This is a genomic window from Caballeronia sp. INML1 (assembly GCF_023631085.1).
Classification (GTDB): domain Bacteria; phylum Pseudomonadota; class Gammaproteobacteria; order Burkholderiales; family Burkholderiaceae; genus Caballeronia; species Caballeronia turbans.
On the sequence record NZ_JALQDT010000075.1, the window covers coordinates 1 to 18,756 of the forward strand.

15 protein-coding genes are annotated in these 18,756 nt (G+C 64.3%); 6 read left to right on the forward strand and 9 right to left on the reverse strand.

What is annotated here, in order from left to right:
* A partial coding sequence (tssH, locus tag NCR38_RS29585) for a type VI secretion system ATPase TssH (protein ID WP_250478063.1) occupies positions 1 to 2,595 on the forward strand: 2,595 nt, incomplete at its 5' end.
* 11 nt (positions 2,596 to 2,606) lie between these two features.
* Positions 2,607 to 3,035, forward strand: coding sequence for a type VI secretion system baseplate subunit TssE (tssE, locus tag NCR38_RS29590; RefSeq protein WP_061119485.1), 429 nt, complete (start codon positions 2,607 to 2,609; stop codon positions 3,033 to 3,035).
* A gap of 17 nt (positions 3,036 to 3,052) precedes the next feature.
* On the opposite strand, the gene NCR38_RS29595 is transcribed toward tssE, so the two are convergent.
* From NCR38_RS29595 to sauS, 4 genes are all read right to left on the reverse strand, one after another.
* Positions 3,053 to 4,654: a tetratricopeptide repeat protein gene (locus NCR38_RS29595; protein WP_061119486.1), complete on the reverse strand. Its 1,602-nt coding sequence runs from the start codon at positions 4,652 to 4,654 to the stop codon at positions 3,053 to 3,055.
* Positions 4,655 to 4,744: 90 nt separating this feature from the next.
* Positions 4,745 to 6,085: an MFS transporter gene (locus tag NCR38_RS29600; RefSeq protein ID WP_409219313.1), complete on the reverse strand. Its 1,341-nt coding sequence runs from the start codon at positions 6,083 to 6,085 to the stop codon at positions 4,745 to 4,747.
* A 56-nt stretch (positions 6,086 to 6,141) separates the two neighbouring features.
* Positions 6,142 to 7,776 carry an AMP-binding protein gene (locus tag NCR38_RS29605; protein WP_250478064.1) on the reverse strand — a complete coding sequence of 545 codons (1,635 nt, stop codon included), beginning with the start codon at positions 7,774 to 7,776 and terminating at the stop codon, positions 6,142 to 6,144.
* Positions 7,773 to 9,236, reverse strand: coding sequence for an acylating sulfoacetaldehyde dehydrogenase (gene sauS, locus NCR38_RS29610; protein WP_061119488.1), 1,464 nt, complete (start codon positions 9,234 to 9,236; stop codon positions 7,773 to 7,775). The genes NCR38_RS29605 and sauS overlap by 4 nt, the downstream gene beginning before the upstream one ends.
* A gap of 211 nt (positions 9,237 to 9,447) precedes the next feature.
* Between sauS and NCR38_RS29615 the strand changes: the two genes are divergently transcribed.
* The gene (locus tag NCR38_RS29615) at positions 9,448 to 10,209 is read left to right on the forward strand and encodes an IclR family transcriptional regulator (RefSeq protein WP_061119489.1); all 762 of its coding nucleotides are present in this window, start codon (positions 9,448 to 9,450) and stop codon (positions 10,207 to 10,209) included.
* A gap of 44 nt (positions 10,210 to 10,253) precedes the next feature.
* Here the strand turns inward: NCR38_RS29615 and NCR38_RS29620 are convergent, their stop codons facing one another.
* The 3 genes from NCR38_RS29620 to NCR38_RS29630 form a co-directional block, all read right to left on the reverse strand.
* Positions 10,254 to 11,693 (reverse strand): amino acid permease, encoded by a 1,440-nt coding sequence (locus NCR38_RS29620; RefSeq protein WP_061119490.1) that lies wholly within the window; start codon positions 11,691 to 11,693, stop codon positions 10,254 to 10,256.
* A gap of 94 nt (positions 11,694 to 11,787) precedes the next feature.
* The gene (locus NCR38_RS29625) at positions 11,788 to 12,177 is read right to left on the reverse strand and encodes a nuclear transport factor 2 family protein (protein ID WP_061119491.1); all 390 of its coding nucleotides are present in this window, start codon (positions 12,175 to 12,177) and stop codon (positions 11,788 to 11,790) included.
* A 41-nt stretch (positions 12,178 to 12,218) separates the two neighbouring features.
* Positions 12,219 to 13,652, reverse strand: coding sequence for an FAD-binding oxidoreductase (locus tag NCR38_RS29630; protein ID WP_086961274.1), 1,434 nt, complete (start codon positions 13,650 to 13,652; stop codon positions 12,219 to 12,221).
* A gap of 253 nt (positions 13,653 to 13,905) precedes the next feature.
* Between NCR38_RS29630 and NCR38_RS34550 the strand changes: the two genes are divergently transcribed.
* Entirely contained in the window at positions 13,906 to 14,094 is a 189-nt protein-coding gene (locus NCR38_RS34550; protein WP_409241446.1) for a hypothetical protein, read from the forward strand.
* On the opposite strand, the gene NCR38_RS29635 is transcribed toward NCR38_RS34550, so the two are convergent.
* The gene (locus NCR38_RS29635) at positions 14,041 to 15,774 is read right to left on the reverse strand and encodes a cobaltochelatase CobT-related protein (protein ID WP_061119493.1); all 1,734 of its coding nucleotides are present in this window, start codon (positions 15,772 to 15,774) and stop codon (positions 14,041 to 14,043) included. The genes NCR38_RS34550 and NCR38_RS29635 overlap by 54 nt on opposite strands.
* Positions 15,771 to 16,757, reverse strand: coding sequence for an AAA family ATPase (locus NCR38_RS29640; protein WP_086961280.1), 987 nt, complete (start codon positions 16,755 to 16,757; stop codon positions 15,771 to 15,773). Before NCR38_RS29640 ends, NCR38_RS29635 begins: the two co-directional genes overlap by 4 nt.
* 152 nt (positions 16,758 to 16,909) lie before the next feature.
* Here NCR38_RS29640 and NCR38_RS29645 point away from each other — a divergent pair, with 152 nt between their 5' ends.
* Positions 16,910 to 17,662, forward strand: a complete 753-nt coding sequence (locus NCR38_RS29645) for an IclR family transcriptional regulator (protein WP_061119494.1) — start codon at positions 16,910 to 16,912, stop codon at positions 17,660 to 17,662.
* Between the two features lie 114 nt (positions 17,663 to 17,776).
* Entirely contained in the window at positions 17,777 to 18,625 is an 849-nt protein-coding gene (locus NCR38_RS29650; RefSeq protein WP_061119495.1) for an IclR family transcriptional regulator, read from the forward strand.
* The last annotated feature ends 131 nt before the right edge of the window (positions 18,626 to 18,756 follow it).

The window sequence follows — 18,756 nt, forward strand, 5'->3', positions numbered from 1 at the left end:
GCCGCGAGCCTGTGCCAGACGCGCCTTTCCGATGAAATCACCGTCGAGCATTGGCTCTTGAAGCTGATCGAAGCGGACGAAGGGGATATTCCGGCGATCCTGCGTCACTATGAAATCGACGTGGATGCGATCTGGAACGCGCTGCTCGCCGCGATCGATCGTCTGCCGCGCAATCTGCGCGGCATGCCGTCGCTGTCCATCCAGCTCGCGAGCGTGCTGCAGGATGCGTGGAATCTCGCCTCGCGTGAGGATATGGAAGGCACGATCCGCTCGGCGCATCTGCTGCGCGCGATCATCGCCGCGCCGCACGTGATGCGCACGCAAGACGCATGGCCGCTTTTCTCGCTGTCCGGCGCGCAGATCGAACGTCTTGTGCCGCGGCTCGCGCGCGCGTCGTGCGAGAACGCGCCCGCGCAGGAAGACGATGAAGCCGATGAAGCAAGCACGCCGGCATCCGATACGAAAGCGGCCGCTCAACCCACGCCACGCTCGACCGAAGGCGAAGCACTCGAACGCTTCGCCATCGATCTGACCGAGAAAGCGCGTCGCGGCGAAATCGATCCCGTGTTCGGCCGCGATCGCGAAATCCAGCAGATGATCGACGTGCTCGTGCGCCGCCGCAAGAACAACCCGATCCTCGTCGGTGAGCCGGGCGTCGGCAAGACGGCGCTCGTCGAAGGGCTCGCGCTGCGCATCGCGCAAGGCAGCGTGCCGTCGCTGTTGCGAGAGGTGCGCATCCTCACGCTCGATCTTGGTCTCCTGCAAGCCGGCGCGGGCGTAAAGGGCGAGTTCGAGCAGCGCCTGAAAAACGTGATCGACGAAGTAAAGGCTTCGGCGACACCGATCGTGCTCTTCATCGACGAAGCGCACACGCTGATCGGCGCGGGCAATTCGGCCGGCGGTTCCGATGCGGCTAATCTCTTGAAGCCGGCGCTTGCGCGCGGCGAACTGCGCACGATCGCCGCGACGACGTGGACGGAATACAAGGAATACTTCGAGCGCGATGCGGCGCTGGAGCGACGCTTCCAGATGGTGAAGGTCGAGGAGCCGGACGACGATGCCGCCTGCCTGATGCTGCGCGGCCTCGCGACCCGATACGCGAAGCATCACAACGTGCATATCCGCGACGAAGCGCTCGTCGCGGCGGTCAGGCTCTCGCGCCGTTACATCCCCGCGCGCCAGTTGCCGGACAAGGCCGTCGATCTGATCGACACGGCCGCCGCGCGCGTGCGCATGGGTCTCGATACGCCGCCCGCCGAATTGCAGCGCGCCCGCGCGGCCGTGGCGGCGCTTGCGCTCGAACGCGCGACCATCGACGCGGACGAGCGCGCGGGCATCGACGATACGGCCACGCGTCGCGACGCGCTCGAAGCCGCGATCGCACAGGCCAACGAGGATCTCGCGGAGATCGAGGCGCGCTATGAGCGTGAGCTGTCGCTGGTTCGCGCGCTCCTGGAACAACGCGGCGACGGTGCGACAAAGCCCGACGCCCACGCCTTTGCCGCCGCCAAGAGCGCGCTCGCCGAAGCACAGGGCAAGACGCCGCTGATCTTCGCCGATGTCGATGCGCAAGCCATCGCGCGCGTGGTCGCCGAATGGACCGGTGTGCCGGTCGGCAATCTCGTTGAAGACGAACTGCTGAACTTGCTCACGCTCGAGGACCAGTTGCAAAAGCGCGTGGTCGCGCAAGACGACGCGCTCGGCATGCTTGCGCAAAGCCTGCGCACCGCGAAGGCGGGACTCAAGAGCGAGCATGCGCCGCTCGGCGTGTTCCTGCTGACAGGAACATCGGGCGTTGGCAAGACCGAGACGGCACTCGCGCTCGCCGATGTGCTCTTCGGCGGCCAGGCCGCGCTCACGACGATCAACATGTCGGAGTATCAGGAAGCGCACACGGTATCGCAGTTGAAGGGCTCGCCGCCGGGTTACGTCGGCTACGGGCGCGGCGGCGTTCTCACCGAAGCCGTGCGCCAGCGCCCTTATAGCGTCGTGCTGCTCGATGAAGTCGAGAAAGCGCATCGCGATGTGCTCGACATGTTCTATCAGGTCTTCGACCGCGGCTCGATGCGCGATGGCGAAGGCCGCGAGATCGACTTCCGCAACTGCGTGATCCTGATGACGTCGAACCTCGGCAGCGAACAGATTCACGACGCGACGACCGATACGCCCGACATCGCGCATGCCGCGCTGCTCGACGCCATTCATGATCCGCTCGTGAAGCACTTTCAGCCTGCGCTGCTCGCGCGCTTCCAGACGCTCGTCTACCGGCCGCTCGACGTGAGCGCGCTCGGCCGCATCGTGCGGCTGAAGATCGCGAAGATCGCGGCTCGCCTGAAGCGTCAGCATGACGTGACGCTCGTGTGCGACGAGACGCTGATCGCATCGCTCGCCGAGATGTGCCTGTCGCGCGATTCGGGTGCCCGCAATATCGACGCGTTCCTCGATCAGCGCATCCTGCCAACGGTCTCGCGCGAATTGCTCACACGCATGGCGAGCGCCGCCGCGCCTGCCGAGATCCGTCTCGCGCAATCCGAGCAAGGCAATCTGACGATCGAGTTCATCGATCGCGGCGAGTCGGTGCAAGCAGCCGTCTGAAGCGAGCGACAATGCCAGCCGGTCCATCCCTCTATGAAATGCTGCTCGGTCAGATCGACGGCGAGCCGCTCAGCGACTTCGACGACCGCACGCTCGAAGTCCTGAGCGTGCAGCAGAACGTGCGGCGCATCCTGAACACGCGGGCCGGGGCGCTCAAGCATCTGCCCGACTACGGGCTGCCCGATCTGACCAACATCTACAAGGCGCTGCCCGCGTCGTCGCAGGCGCTCAAGGAGCAGATGGAAGCGACGCTCGTGAAGTACGAGCCGCGCATCCGGGCGATCGACGTGGAGATGGTCGACACGCCCGAGCCGGGCTTGCAGGTGAGCTTCGAGATGACCTGTCACCTGAAGCGCACGGGTCTCGTGCGCTTCGGGACGTACTTCGTTCCGCCAGGCGTGTTCAGGCTGGAGCGGCGCGTGCGCGAGGGGAAGATCTGAGCGCGCCTCTTGCGTGTTCAATCGCAGGAGTCCCGCCGGCGACCGATCAACTCACGCAGATCATCCCCGATCCGCGTGATGACCGGCGCCCACTCATGCAAGCGCGCCTGCCGATACAAGCGCATGTCCGGATACCACGCCGTTTGTTCGCCTTGCCGCCCCCAGCGCCATTCCGGCGCGGCAGGAAGTATCGCCCAGGCGCGCTTGCCGAGGGCGCCTGCCAGATGCAATGGCGACGAGTCCACGGAAATCACGAGATCGAGATGATCGACGAGGCCGGCCGTGTCGGCGAAGTCGTCCCATTGGGATGACAGATCGTGCGCGCGGATGCCGGATTGTCTCGCCAGATGCGCGTTCGCCTGATTCTTCTGCAGGATGAACCACTCGACGCCTTCGATTGAGGACAGCGGCCCGAGCGCGCGCGCCGGCACGAAGCGGTCGATGCCGCTGAAGTTATGCGGCCCGCTGAACCAGCACAGTCCCACCTTCAGCTTGTGCTCGTAGGGCTGCATGTACGCATCCCAGCGCGAGCGCGCCTCGGGCCGCGTGCGGATGTATCCGTGCCCGGCGCCGCACATGCCCGCCCTGCCCAGGTAAGCGGGCAACAGATAGTCGAACACCCAGTAATCGACATGAGCCAGTTCGTCCGTTCGCCAGCCGGACGCGACGCTTTGCGCGCCGTCGAGATCCCGAAACAGCCGATGCAATTCGGGCCGACACACGAAATGCACCGACGCGCCCGCATCCGCAAGTTGCCTGGCGTAGCGCGCCAGCATCAGATTGTCGCCTATGCCCGCATGGTACGCGACGAGGATACGCTTACCTTGCAGCGGCTCGCCGCGCCATTTTTTCGCGAGATGCGGCGCGATGTCCGGATAGTGCGCCAGCACATGCTCATCGCTCGCGAGTCCTTCGAGCACGCGCCAGCCTTCCTGCTCGCGTCCGAGCAAAATGAGCGTATCGCCTAAAGCGCCGATGGCCTCCACTCTGGACGGCTCGCTCTCCACGACACGTCTGAACGCATCGAGCGCCTCATCGAAACGGCACTGCATGTAGAGCGCCTTGCCGAGCATCATCCGGATGTCGGCATCGCCGGGTGCGGCTGCGAGCATCGAGCTGGCCTGTTCGATGACCCCGCCGTGATCCGAGAGAAACCGACCGCGAAGACGCAGCGCGCTCTTGCCGTCGGCCCTGATGAGCGCCTGCTTCGCATGAAAGCGCATCAACTCCGGTTGACTCGCGAACAGATAGATCTGGGCAAGCGCCGCGTGCGCATCATGATTGTCCGGGTCGATGAAAAGTGCTTCGGCCAGGCACTCGATCGCGCTGTCGCGATCCGAACAGTTGTTCAGATAGACGATCCCGCGCTGCACGCGAATGAGCGCGTTGTCCGGGTTCCGTGCAATCCATTGCGCGCAGACATCGAGCGCGAGCGACGGCTCACCCATCCCGGCCAGATCATTCGTCGATGCAATGGCGTAATGCACTTCGTGCGGTTCGAGCTCGATCGTCTCGCGCCACAGGGCGAGCGCCCGATCACGGTCGCCGCGCTGCGCCGCCGCCTGGGCAGCGGCGGCAAGCGACACCGCCCGCTCCCTGATGTCATGCTCCGTACTCATCTTCTCGTCGCCAGTCAAAGGACGATGGAGCGTAACAGAGGGACCTTGCCGAATCGACACAATTCGTCGGGCGATCACCCGGCGCGCGCGCTACTCATGCCACTGTCCGGCCCCGCCCGCGAACGCGGGCACGCCCATATCGCCACGATTCTGCGCCTCGCGCGCTTCATCGGCTTCGACCGTCTTGCTCGTATCGATGAAGAGCGCGGCGAACGCCCCAACCGCAAGCAATGCCGCCGAGATCGTGAACGGCACGTTGTAGCTGCCCGTCTCCTGGATCAGGTAGCCGAACACCACCGGCGACGCCATGCCGGCGAGACCGAAGCCCGTGTTCATCATGCCGCCCGCCGTGCCCGCATATTTGCCCGCGATATCGAGCGGCAGGGTCCACAGCACGGGATTCGTGATCTCGAGGAAGAAGAACGATCCGGTCAGGAACCATACCGCCGCGATGGGACTCGGCGCATTGACCATCGGTATGAGGAACGCGAGCGAGCCGCCCATGCCGACGACCAGAATGCTGCAACGCGCGAGCCGCAGCCGCCCCGTCATCTTGTAGATGCGGTCCGATATCACGCCGCCGAGCGTATCGCCGATCACGCCCGCGAGCAGCGGCAGCGCGGTGAAGAGGGCGAGATGCTTCAGATCGAAGCCGCGCGATTCCTTCAGGTACGAAGGCAGCCACGTCAGATACACCCACAGCAGCCAGCCGTAGCAGAAGTCGACGAACGTCACGAGCCACATGCGATGAATCAGCTTGCGCCACGGCGTCGGGTTCTTTCTCGCACGCGCGCATTCGCCCGCGCGATAGCCGATTTCAGCGGTCTCCTCGGGCGTTACGCGGCGGTTCTCATCGGGTGAATTGGTGAAGACGAAGAGATACAGCGCCGTCCATGCGAGGCTCGCGATACCGAGCAGAATGAACGCCTCGCGCCAGCCGCTCGTCGCGACCACCGCGAGCACGAGCGGCGGCGTCACCGCGCCGCCCAGCCGCGCGAAGCTATGCGTGATGCCTTGCGCGAAGCCGCGCTCGTGCACCGGCATCCAGAACGTGAAGGCGCGCGTCGCGGTCGGGAACGCGCCGCCCTCGCCGATGCCGAGCGCGAGACGCAACAGCACCAGCATGCCGATGCTGCCCGCGAAGCCCGTCGCGAGCGTCGCCGCGCCCCAGATGAGCGAGAGCACGGTGAGCACGAGCTTCGGCCCGAAACGATCGGCGAGCCATCCGCCGATGATCTGCATCACCGCGTACGGATAAGCAAACGCGGAGAACACGAGGCCGAGCTGCACGGACGTCAGACCCATCTCCTGCCGGATCAACGGTCCCGCCACGGCGATGTTCACCCGGTCGATGTACGAAATGAAGTACATCAGGCACATGACGCCGAGAATGATATGGCGCGTCTTCACGCGCTGACGATGCTTGTTCACAGTGTCTCCTTCAGTCCATCTGATGTGGAATGTCGTGTGAGTGAATCCGCTTCTGCCTATCCCGCGGGCTGCGGATCCTGAACGAGCTTCAGGCGTTGCACCTTGCCTGACGGGCCGCGCGGCAATGCATCGGTGAAGCGGAATTCACGCGGCGTTTTATAGCGGCCGAGCTCGCGCAGGCAGTGCGCGCGCAGTTCCGCCACGTCGAGCGACGTGGCGCCGCCGCTCGGCACGATGTACGCGACGATGTCCTGCCCATACGCCGCATCGGGCACTCCGACCGCGGCCGCCTCGAGCACGCCCGGATGACGCAGGAGCGCTTCGTCTATCTCGCGCGGCGCGATATTCTCGCCGCCCTTGATGATGAGTTCCTTCGCGCGCCCGTTGATGTAGAAGAAGCCCGCTTCGTCGCGATAGCCGAGGTCGCCGGTGCGCAGCCACCCGTCTGCGGTGAACGCATTGCGTGTCTCTTCTGGGCGCTTGTAGTAGCCGCTCATCAGCTGCTCGCCGCGCAGCACGAGTTCGCCGGTTTCATGCGGCAGGCATTCACGGCCGTCGGTATCGACGATCTTCGCTTCGCCGCCCGATGGCAAACCGATGCTGCCGAGTCTTCGCATCGTTGGGTCATACGGGTTGCTGAACACCGGCGCGGCGGTCTCCGTCATCCCCATCGTTTCGATGACACCGATGCCGAAGCGCGCCTCGAATGCGCGATGATGATCGGCCGGCAGCGCCGCCGATGCGCTGCGGCAGAACTTCAGCGCCGACAGATCGCAGTCATGCTCGCCCTCGGCATTCAACAGATAGGCGACGATGGTCGGCACCACATTGATCCACGTGCAGCCGGAATGCGAAGCCTCGCGCCAGAACGTGCGCGCGGAAAAGCGCGGCGTCATCACCGCCGAGCCGCCGTGCCAGAGCGGTGTCAGCAGCGCGACCACGAGACCGTTGATGTGATAGAGCGGCAGCGACACGAGCACGCGATCGTCGTCGCAGAGGTGATGCTCCGCGCTGATATGGCGCATGTTCGCAAGCAGGCTGCGATGACTCAGCAGCACGCCCTTGGGCGCGCCCGTCGTGCCCGACGTGTACATGAGCAGCGCGGTATCGCCGGAATTCATGGCGCCCGCGTCGCTCGCGACGATCCGCGTGCCGGGCGTTTCATCGCGCACGAGCGGCGTCGCGCGCGATGAAAGCGCCGGGATATCCGGCATTGCGCCCGACGCCGGCGTGGTGCGCACCACCGCGATCTCGCGATCCATGCCTTCGCGCCGCAACGCATCGATCGCTTCGACGATCGTGTCGTGCGTATCGTCCGCGACGAAGATCATGCGCGTATCCGAATGCTCGACGATATAGCTCAACTGCGAAGGCTGGCACAGCAGGTTCAACGGATTGGCGACGAGACCGCTGTACATCGTCGCGAGCAGCAGGCGCGCGGTCTGGATGCCGTTGCCCATGAATACCGACACCACGTCGCCCCGTTGCAGGCCGGCCGCCTTGAAGCGTGCTTCGAGCGCGATGCAATCGTCGCGCAATGCGCCGAACGTCAGCACGTCGTCGCGAGCGGTGGAGAGCAGAAACGGCTTGTCGGGTGCGCTTTGCGCGCGCGCGTCGATCAACGCACGCAACGTCGATGCATCGCGCGGCAACCGGGCAGGCGCAACGATTCGATCCGGCACGGCGCTCATCGCCCGACCCTCCGGAAGTAGTCGCCGAGAAGCGCGTCGACTTCGGGCACGCGTTCCGCTATCGGGTACGCGACGCGCGTGACGTTCAGGTACTGCCGATAGCCGAGATTCGACGAGAAATTGTTTCCGCCCCATGTGCCGCAGCCCATCGAGAGCGAGAACGGCAGGCCGTTGTCGAAGTTGCCGCCGGTCGCGAGGCAATGCGCCTGATCGACGATCACGCGCGCCACCGGCAAATGCATGCCGAGCGTAACGGCGAGCGCGTCGTCCGCGCCATGCACGCCGACCGAATGGCCCGCGCCCATGTAGCCGTAGATGCCGCGCACGATATCGATGGCCGCGCCGATGTCGCGCGCGCGATAGACCGCGAGCACGGGCGAGAGCTTTTCGCCGGAGAACGGATGCTGAGAACCGTAGCCGGTCTCTTCGACCATCAGGAACTTCGGCGCGCGCGCGGCGATATCGTCGAGGCCCGCTTCGCGCGCGATCACCGTCGCCGAGCGTGCGGTGCAGCGCGCGGAGAGCTTGCCGTCGTGCCACATTGCCGCCTGCAATTGCGCCTTCTGCGCTGCGTCGAGCAGTACGCCGCCTTGCTTCGTCAACCCATCGAGCATGCACGCGTAAATGGCGTCTTCGATCACGACGCTGTTCTCCGACGAACAACTCGTCGCGTTGTCGAACGTCTTGGAGACGGCGATCTTGCGCGCCGCGTCATCGGGATTCGCGTTCGCCGTGACGATCGATGCAACGTTGCCGGCGCCTACGCCGAATGCCGGCGTCCCGCTCGTATAGGCCATGCGCACGTTGGCCTGCGAGCCGGTCGCGACGACGAGATCGGCGAGCCGCATCAACGCAGCGGTCGCCGCCTTGCCGATCGGATGCGGCAACATCTGCACGAGATCGGGATCGAGACCGGCCTTCGCGAACTCGGCGTGAATGAAGCCGATCAGCAACGCGCACGACGAATAGCCCTTCGGCGAAGGCGCGACGATGACCGCGTTGCCGCACTTGAGCGCGTTGATGATCTTGTTCGCGGGCGTCGCGGCCGGATTCGTCGATGGCGTGATCGCCGCGACCACGCCCACCGCACGCGCAATCTCGACGATGCCGCGTTCCTCGTCGCGCGCAACGACGCCTGTCGTCGCGACGCCGTGAAGATCGCGCAGCAGCCCGAGCGTCTTGCGATGGTTCTTGCGGAACTTGTCGTCGGCGTTGCCGAGGCCCGTGTCGCGTACGGCCAGTTCCGCCAGCAGCCGGTTGCGCTGCGGCTCCATGATCGCCCACGCGGCAGCCGCGGCGGCGATGTCGAGGGTCTCCTGTCCCGCTTGCTCGAAGCGCTGTTGCGCGGCGCGCGCTCGCGTCACGAGCGCAGCGACCTCGCGTTCCACATCGGGTTCCTGTGTGTTCGGCGCGTTCTCGCCGGGACGCGCGAGCGTCGCGCCGCTTGCCATGTGATTCATGCGATAAACCTCGGCTGTTGGAAGATTGGCGATGCTTCCCAATCTAGTCAGCCGTGTTCATCGCGCGGTCCCGTTTTCTGGACTAACGCATGCAGCGATATCGCGAGCATCGGAAATTCAGCTTTTCGGGACTTTCACGAGTCCCGAAAACCGGTATTTTCGACGCACAATAAAAGGAAAACGCAAACCAGTAAGACGGAGACAAGGCAACGTGACGTCGAACCAATCGAATGCCGCCGCTGTGCGCGCGTTCCGCGTGCTCGAAACGCTCGCCGAAGCGAATCGCCCGCTTTCGATGACCGAGCTCGTCGATGCATTGGGCCTGCCCAAGCAGACCGTGCATCGCATTCTCGTGCAGCTGATGGACGCATGGCTCGTGACACGCGGCGCGAGCGACAAGCTCTACGAATGCTCGGCGCGCGTGCGCACGCTCGCCATCAACGTGTTGATGCACGCGGGCCCCGCAGCGGCGCGTCATGCGCTGCTTGAACAGCTCGTCGCGCGCGTCGGTGAGACCTGCAATCTGACGATGCTCGCGGGTAACGACGTCGTCTATGTCGATCGCGTGGAAACAGGCTGGCCGTTGCGCATGCATTTGCAGCCGGGCTCGCATGTGCCGCTGCATTGCTCGGCAAGCGGCAAGCTGCTGCTGAGTTTCCTGCCGAAGGAGCGGCGCGAGCGCATGATCGAGCGCCTGCCGCTACGCTCGTATTCGGAGCGCACGATCACCGATCGCGACGCGCTGCGCCGCGAACTCGCGTTGACGCGCCGCCGCATGCTCGCCATCAATAACCAGGAGCATTTGCAGGGCCTCGTTGCGATTGCGGTGCCGGTAATGCTCGATCGCAATCGCGCGTGCGCGGCGATCGCCATTCAGGCGCCGGTCGGACGCGTCGCGCTCGATCAACTGCTCGCGTTCGAACCCGATCTGCGTCGCACCGCCGAAGAAACCGCCAGGACGTTCAGAGAGTAAATCAGCCGGTTTGCAATGCAGCAAACCGGCGCTCATCTCAGTGCTTATCGTTCGACCGTTTGCAGATGCCGGGTCGAATGCGCGTCGTCTTCGATCTCGGCTTCCTTGCGGCCGCGCTTGAACACGACATACGCGACGATCAGAATGCCGAGGCTCGCGACGCCCAGCCACAGCGGCTTGCGCTGGTCGGGAATGAAAGCCATCGCGACGAGGATCGCGGTCATCCCGAAGATCGCGAGCCATGTGAGATAGGGAAATCCCCACATGCGCACGCGCAGGTCGTTCGCTTCGAAGCTCGTCATGCGGGCGCGCAGACGCAATTGCGAGAACGCGATCAGCAGGTACACGAAGATCGCCACCGTGCCGTACGAATTGACGAGAAACGCGAACACCGTATCCGGCGAGACATACGACATCACCACGGACACGTAACCGAACACCGTGCCGAGCAGAATGGCCCGCACCGGCACACCGCGCTTGTTGACCTTCGCGAGGCCGAGCGGGGCATCGCCGTGACGCGTCAACGCGAACAGCATGCGCGATGCAGCGTAGAGACCCGAATTGAGCGCGGACAACACGGCGGTGAGCACGATCGCGTTCATCACGTTGGCTGCGGCGGGCATGCCCATCACTTCGAGCGCGCTCACGTAAGGCGTTGCCATCTGATGCGAATTCCAGGGCACCAGCGCGACGACGAGCGCCACCGATCCGACGTAGAACACGAGCACGCGCGTGATGACCGAGTTGGTCGCCTTCGCGACGGCCTTCGCGGGCTCCTTCGCTTCAGCCGCTGCAATCGTGACGATCTCGGCGCCGAAGTAGAAGCCTGTCGCCGCGACCGCGCCCGTCATCACCGGCCCGATGCCCTTGGGCATGAATCCGCCGTGGCCGAGAAAGGTCGTGGCGACATCGGTCGTGTGCATCGACGCCGGCCAGAAACCGCATACGTAGAGGCCGCCGAGGAACAGGAACACGATGATCGCGCCGACCTTGATCGACGAGAACCAGAACTCGAACTCGCCATAGCTGCCGACTGAAATGAGGTTGGTCAGCGTGAGCACGACGAGCAGCACGAGACTGATGATCCATGCAGGCACGTCGGGTACCCAGAACTGCACCAGCTTCGCGCCCGCGACCGCTTCCAGCGCGATCACGATGACCCAGAAGTACCAGTACATCCAGCCCGTCAGGAAGCCGGCGAGCCGGCCGGGCCCGCGCTGCGTCTTGAAGGCGAGGCGCGCATATTCATAGAACGAGCCGACAGCGGGCATCGCGCAGGCCATTTCGCCCAGCATGCGCATGACGAGGACCACGAGGCCGCCTGTGATGAGAAACGAGAGAATCGCGGCGGGCCCGGCCTGCTGAATCACCACACCGCTGCCGACGAAAAGTCCGGCGCCTATGACGCCGCCCAGCGCGATCATCGTCATGTGGCGCTGTTTGAGGCCACACTTGAGATCGCCTTGCTCCGTGTTCGCTTGCATGTCGTCTCCTGCTTTGCTTGTGTCGATTCGAGGCTCGCTCGCCGGTTCGTTGCCGGCGAGTCGAGTCATTTCACTGGATCGTCTCTACATCGCTTCAAAGCGCCGGTCGGTCCTTGCGATACGCGTTCTTCACGGCGATCTTGCCGTCGCTGAACGTGAAGACGTCCACCATGCGGGCCTCGATACGCGAGCCGTCCGCTTTCGTGCCGCGAAACGTCGATTCCGATACGCCGCGCTCGCCGCTCACGAAATGCTCGCCCTCTTTCCACGATGCATCGGGGAAGGTTTCCCACGCAAGCGCGAAGCCCTTGCGGACCTCGTCGCGGCCCTTGAACGTGCGGCCCAGCGCATCGGGTCCGGCCACGCCGTGAAAGACGCATTCTTCGGCCATGCAGTTCATCAATGCATCGAGGTCGTGGCGATTCCACGCATCGTTGAAAGTTTCCAGCAGCCGGACATAATCCTGATTCGTTTGAGTGCTCATGTGTCGATGTTTTCAGTGCGTTGCGAAAGAGTCAGCAAGGTTCAGCGCTTCTCGTCCTGCGCCAGATACTTGTGATAGAGGAACCGTTGGCCGACGCGGCGGAAGGGCGCGAAGCCTTTCCATCGCACCATGCCCATCACGTTCGGATATTCGAGCGCGGAGTCGTAGATCGGCAGATCGTCGCGGCTGCGTTGCCACTTGCCCGCGACGCGCTCGGCCATGCGCCGCCCCGCGTGCGCGGAAAACGACACGCCGTTGCCGCCGTATCCGACCGCGTAGAAGACGCTTTCATGCGGATCGGGCTGCGCGACGCGCGGCATCATGTCGTGACTCACATCGACCCAGCCCCACCACGAATAGTCGATGCGAATGCCCTTCAGCGATGGGAACTTGCGATGCAAGCCTTCGATGAGCACATCCATGTGCCGCGGGTTCGCCGCATCCGCGCCCGTGATCGCGCTGCGGCTGCCGATCTGCACGCGATTGTCCGGCAGCAGCCGATAGTAAAAGCGCAGCGTGCGCGTATCGGTGATGACCTGATGCGTGCGGAAGTTGGTCGATTCGAGTTCTTCCTGCGTGAGCGGCCGCGTGACGAGCGAGTTCGAGAGAATCGGCATGATCTTCGCGGACAGCGCGCGATGCATGTCGTTGCGCGTATAGCCGCCGGTCGCAAAGGCAACCGCCTTCGCGCGAATCACGCCGCGCGGCGTGCGCACGTGATGCACGCCGCGAACCGTCTCGACGCCGAGCACGGGCGTGCTCGTATGCACCTTCACGCCGAGCGAGCGCGCCATGCGCATATAACCGAATGCGAGCTTGAGCGGATGCACGCCGATGCCATCGGGTTCGAGCAGCGCGCCGCAGTTTTCGCGATCGTCGACATACGATTGCGCGACTTCCTTCGCGCTCAGCATGCGCGCGTCGTAGCCGAAGACATCGCGCATCACCTTGCATTCGTTCGCGAGAAAGTCCATCTTGCGCGCCCGATGGGCGATGTACAGATGCCCGCCCGGCTGCGGATCGCATGCGAATTCGCCGATCAGTGTCTTGAAGGTGTCGAAGCCTTCGCGGATTTCCGCGTCGAGCCTGAGCGCCGTCTGCTTGCCCCATCGCTCGATCCATTGAGAGCGATAGAGACGGCCGCTCGCGTTCTGCCCTTGCCCGCCGTTGCGGCTCGTGCAGCCCCACGCGGTGCGGTTCGCATCGACGACGGTCGCGCGGATGCCGTGCTCCCGCGCGAGAAAGAGCGCAGTCGAGAGGCCTGTGAATCCCGCGCCGACGATCAGCACATCGACGTCGGCGTCGCCGGACAAAGGTCCGTCGTCATCGGGCGGCTCGCCGGCGGTCGCGACCCAGTAGGTCGGCGCATAGTCCATCGCCTGACGGCCGATGGGCGAGACGAGCGGGTCGTAAAGCGGATCGTATGGGGCGCACGCGCCACGAAGGGCCGGCGCAACGTAATCGAGAGTAGCCACCGATAACTCCTTGGAAAGTACCCTCATACTGCACCTAACTTCGCGCACCGTTTAGAGCCACGCCGGAATCATCGTTAGTGCCAGGCCGCTCTTCATGGGAGGCGCCACGGCGCGCCGCTGGCCCTGGCGATGAGCCCTTTCTGGCACTACGGCCGACCCTTTTGTCGGGTCATACGGGGCCGAAATCCTCTTTTGCTCGCGCAATGCCGCATGCGCGTCGTTCAGCGACCGGCTCTTGCGCGCCAAAGGTTTCGTGCGGCTTGTCGATGGCACCTGTGCGCAGATTCATGTCGTCGCCAAGCGCTGGCATGTCACGCGATGCCGGCACGTCGAAGCGTCGCGAATCGTTTTTATCGGCCTCTTCGAATCAGACGACACAGACCGCGCGCTAAGTGCTGTGTCTGCGCCGCGCGCCGAGCCATGCAGCGAGCTTCGCGAATAAGGTCATATCCGGCGCGCTGGACAGATCCACCGCAAAGTGATGCCGGTAATACGGACTCAGATCGAGCCCCACGCCGAGCCCGAGCACCTCGACCATGCGCGCCGCCTCGTGCTTCGCGACGACTTCGCGCAAATGCTGATCGAGATAGTTCGGATCGTTGGCCTGTGCGGTTGCGCTGTCCATCGGGCTGCCATCGGAGATCACGACGACGATGCGCCGCGCTTGCGCACGCGCAGCGAGTCGCGAACACGCCCAGTCCACCGCTTCGCCATCGACGCCTTCGCGAAACAGATCGGCCTTGAACAGCGCCGCAATGTCGCCGCGCGCTGCACGCCAGCTCGCATCGCCTTCCTTGAAGATCATGTTGCACGCTTCATTGAGCCGGCCCGGATACTTCGGCCGGCCCTTCGCGAGCCAGTCGAGCTTCGCGCGGCCGCCGTTCCATGCGCCGGTCGTGAAGCCGAGCACTTCGGTCGCGACGCCCGCCATGCCGAGTGCGCGCACGAGCACATCGATCATCACCGCGACAGGCTCGATGCTCGCCTTCATCGAACCCGAGCAATCGATGAGAAAACTCACCGCGCAATCCGCATGCGGACGTTCCCGCTCGCGCCTGAAGACGCGTCGCTCATCCGGCGACGCCACCACTTGCGCGAGGCGACGTCCGTCGATGCGCCCTTCTTCCTCGCCGAACGACCAGCCGTCGCGATGCGGCACGGTAATGGCCGCTTGCAGCATGCGCGCGAGACGCGGCACGTTGATATGCCGCGCCGCGATCAGATCGTCGAGACGCTCGCGATATTCACGCAACAGCGCGGGGCGTATCAGCGCAGCCGGGCGAATCGTCTTGTCGTGGCGCGTGGTGAACACGCGATAGTTCTCACCCGACGCCTCACGCGCGGTGCTCTCGCCGCTCGCGGCGAGCGCGAGCCGTTCGACGTTGCCTTCTTCATCGTCGATATCGAACCACGCGCCGAGCATCGTGCGCGCGGCCTCTTCCTTCTCGTCATCGGATGAAGCGTTATTTTCGACGAACGCGTGCCGCACGTCGCGCACCATTTCGCCGATCTTTAGCGCGACGTCGAGCGCATGAACCGCATACGCACGTTGATCCGCGCAATGCCGCCGCATGCCCGCAAGCGCATGCCCGAGCGATGGCGCGAGCGCCGCGCGCGTGGCCTCGATGAGTCCTTCGGTCGCTTCGAGCACGGCGCGCCCGGACAGGCGCGATTCGGCCATTTGAGCGACGGTGTACATCAAGAGGCCGATATCGCTGTCGAGCACGCCCGCCTCGTAGCACGCGAGCGACCACGCGTCGAAACGATGCCGCACGTTGCGCCTCACGCCTTCCATGCCGACAGGCACGCGCGTTTCACAACGCAACTGCTCCAGCATGTCGAACACCATGCGCTCGACGGGTTCATCGGGCGTCATGTGCCGATGCAGCGCGGCGTCCGAATATGCGATGCGCAACGCGGACGCGTCGGCGGCGCCGCGTGTCGAATCGACGTCTTCTTCGTCCCTGCGCTCGCCGCGCAAATGCGGCGCATAGAAGGGCACCGGCCGCAAGTGGCGATACAGCCTGCCGCCGCGATAGTGCAACGCTTCATCGCCCGTCAAGGCCCGCACGGTCGCCGCGCATAACGCATCGCGTCGCGCGAGTTCACGCGGCCCGTTCACGTTGCCGACTCGTCGTGCCACTGAGATGGCGTGTCCAGTTCCTCGCCGAACGCGCGCTGAAAATATTCCGCAACGATCGGCCGTTCCGCTTCGTCGCATTTGTTCAGGAAAGTGAGACGCAGCGCGAGCTTCGCGTCGTGGAAAACTTCGCAGTTTTCGGCCCAGTTGATGACGGTACGCGGCGACATCAGCGTCGACAGATCGCCCGCAGCGAAGCCGCGCCGCGTGAGCCCGGCCATGCTCACCATCGAATCGACGAGCGCCCGGCCCGCGTCGTCATCGAGACGCGGCACGCGCGCGAGCACGATGCGCGCCTCTTCTTCACGCGACAGATAGTTCAGGGTCGCGACCACGTTCCAGCGGTCGATCTGCGCATGATTCAGCATTTGCGTGCCGTGATACATGCCGTTCAGATTGCCGAGGCCGATCGTATTCGTCGTCGCGAACAGGCGAAAGAAACGATGCGGCTGAATCACCCGGTTCTGGTCGAGCAGCGTGAAGCTGCCGTCGCGCTCCAGAATGCGCTGGATCACGAACATCACATCGGGGCGGCCGGCGTCGTATTCGTCGAACACGAGCGCGACCGGCCGTTGCAGCGCCCATGGCACGATACCTTCCTGAAACTCGGTGACCTGCACATCGTCCCGTACGACGATTGCGTCCTTTCCGACGAGATCCAGCCGGCTCACGTGGCCATCCAGATTCACGCGCATGCACGGCCAGTTAAGCCGCGCCGCCACCTGCTCGATATGAGTCGATTTTCCGGTGCCGTGCAAACCCTGCACCATCACGCGGCGGTTACATGCGAAGCCCGCGAGAATGGCCAGCGTGACCTCGGGATTGAAGCGATACGCCTCGTCGATTTCCGGAACATGCGGGTCGCGCGTGCTGAACGCCGGCACGTGCAGGTCCGTATCGATGCCGAAAAGCGTGCGCACGGACACGCTCCGGTCCGGCTCGTCCAACCATGTGTCGCGCATCATGAGGCTTCGTCTCCCGTGGCAGAGGCTCCAGCATAGCAACTATGTTTTTCCGGAACAATTCATTTCGTTTATTTTTATCCAAACGGCCAGAGCGGCGTGGATCCGCACCTCATTTAAAATAATGTCGAACGAATTCACTGGAAATCATGCCGATGGACAAGCCCGATACACCCACGCTGCGAGCCTTCGCGTTGCTAGAATACCTGGTGCAGGCAGGCAGCCCGGTGTCGCTGACGGACATGGCCGACGACATGGGCATGCCGAAGCCCTCGCTGCACCGCATGCTCGCGTCGCTCGAAGCGGGCGGACTGGTGATCCGCGAACCCGGCGACAAGAACGCGTATGTCGTCGGCCCGCGCCTCGCGCAACTGGGCCTCAATGTGATGACGCACGCGGGCGCGCGGCGGTTACGGCACGCGATCCTCACGCGGCTCGTATCCGATCTCGGCGAAACGTGCAATCTCACGATGCTGCATGAAAACGAGGTCTTGTATCTCGACCGCGTGGAAGCGCCGTGGCCGCTGCGGCTCGATCTGAAGCCCGGTTCGCACGTGCCCGTCTGGTGCAGCGCGAGCGGCAAGTTGCTGCTCGCGTTGCAGCCGCGCGAGGAACGCAATGCGCTCGTGCGCGCGATGAAACTCGAGCGCTACACCGCTAACACCATCACCGACACGGAAATGCTCGAAGCGGAACTCGACCGCATCGCGAAGAAGGGAATTGCGATCGACAACGAGGAGTTCGTTCAGGGCATCGTGTGCGCGGCGGCGCCGATCGCCGATGCCAACGGCTCATGCATCGCGGCGATCGCCGTTCACGCGCCGGTATCGCGCACGCCGCTCTCGCGCGCGCTGGAAATGGTCCCGCGCCTCAAGGAAGCCGCAGCGGAGCTAGGCAAGACGTTTTGAGGCGCATTCGCGAACAATAAAAACGCAACCGCCCATTCCGAAAATTGTGGCGCATCCGGGGAAAGGGCGCGTAAAGTAGCCGTAATTCGAAACCAAACGTTCCGTTTCCGGCTCATGCGCGACGTCACACATCTCGATCCCGCCGGGCATGCCGGCGATGAAGCGCGGACGCTCCGTCCGCTCGCGGTACTCGAACAACTGGCCGCGGCCGGCCATGCCTACACGCTGTCGCAACTCGCGGCGCGCGTGCGCATTCCCAAAGCAACACTGCTGCGGCTGATCGACTCGCTCGAGGCGCAAGGCTATGTGACGCACATGCCCGATTCGCGCGGCACCGACCGCGGGATCGCACTCGGACCGCGCGCCGCCCAGCTCGCACTGGCCACGCTTGCCAATAACTCGTTCACGCGCGGCTGCCGCTCGATCCTGCGCGCGCTCGTCGACGTCATCGGCGAAAGCTGCAATCTCACTGCGCTCGATGGCGATACGGTCCTTTATATAGAACGCGTCGAGACGGCCGAGCCGCTGCGCCTTCATATGCAGGCCGGCATGCGAGTGCCGCTGCATTGCACCGCAAGCGGCAAGTTGTTCCTTTCGCAGATGCCGCTCGCCGAGCGTCGTCAAATCCTCGGCCGGCTCACGCTCACGAAGAGGACGCATCGCACGCTCACCGATCGCACCTTGCTCGAAACAGAACTCGACCGGCTCGCCGCGCGTGGCATCGGCATCGATAACGAGGAGTTCGTGCTGGGGATGGTCGCCGTCGCGGTTCCCATCACCGAAACCGCGACCGGGCGGGTGCTGGCGTGTCTCGCCGCGCATGCACCGACCGCCCGCGCCAATCTCAACGACTTGCTCCAGGCGGTGCCGCAATTGCGCGAAACCGCCGTGAAGCTCGCCACGCTCATGGATGCCTCCGATGGCCTGTCGCTCATGGCGCGCCATCATCCAGTGGCGCGCTAATTCCCTCTTCCCGCCGAGACGCCCGTCACGCGAGCCCCGGCGGCGGTCGCACCGTCAGCCCACTCTAAAATTCCGAATTTTTTAGAGACAAAACATTCCATTTATTTGAGAAAAGGATTGACGGCGAAATC

Excerpts from the sequence above, each read along its gene's own strand:
- tssE (WP_061119485.1), top strand. The coding sequence starts at position 2,607 with ATGCCAGCCGGTCCATCCCTCTATGAAATGCTGCTCGGTCAGATCGAC.
- NCR38_RS29605 (WP_250478064.1), bottom strand. The coding sequence starts at position 7,776 with ATGAGCGCCGTGCCGGATCGAATCGTTGCGCCTGCCCGGTTGCCGCGC.
- NCR38_RS29645 (WP_061119494.1), top strand. The coding sequence starts at position 16,910 with ATGGACAAGCCCGATACACCCACGCTGCGAGCCTTCGCGTTGCTAGAA.
- NCR38_RS29625 (WP_061119491.1), bottom strand. The coding sequence starts at position 12,177 with ATGAGCACTCAAACGAATCAGGATTATGTCCGGCTGCTGGAAACTTTC.
- NCR38_RS29650 (WP_061119495.1), top strand. The coding sequence starts at position 17,777 with ATGCGCGACGTCACACATCTCGATCCCGCCGGGCATGCCGGCGATGAA.
- NCR38_RS29595 (WP_061119486.1), bottom strand. The coding sequence starts at position 4,654 with ATGAGTACGGAGCATGACATCAGGGAGCGGGCGGTGTCGCTTGCCGCC.
- NCR38_RS29640 (WP_086961280.1), bottom strand. The coding sequence starts at position 16,757 with ATGATGCGCGACACATGGTTGGACGAGCCGGACCGGAGCGTGTCCGTG.
- sauS (WP_061119488.1), bottom strand. The coding sequence starts at position 9,236 with ATGAATCACATGGCAAGCGGCGCGACGCTCGCGCGTCCCGGCGAGAAC.
- NCR38_RS29620 (WP_061119490.1), bottom strand. The coding sequence starts at position 11,693 with ATGCAAGCGAACACGGAGCAAGGCGATCTCAAGTGTGGCCTCAAACAG.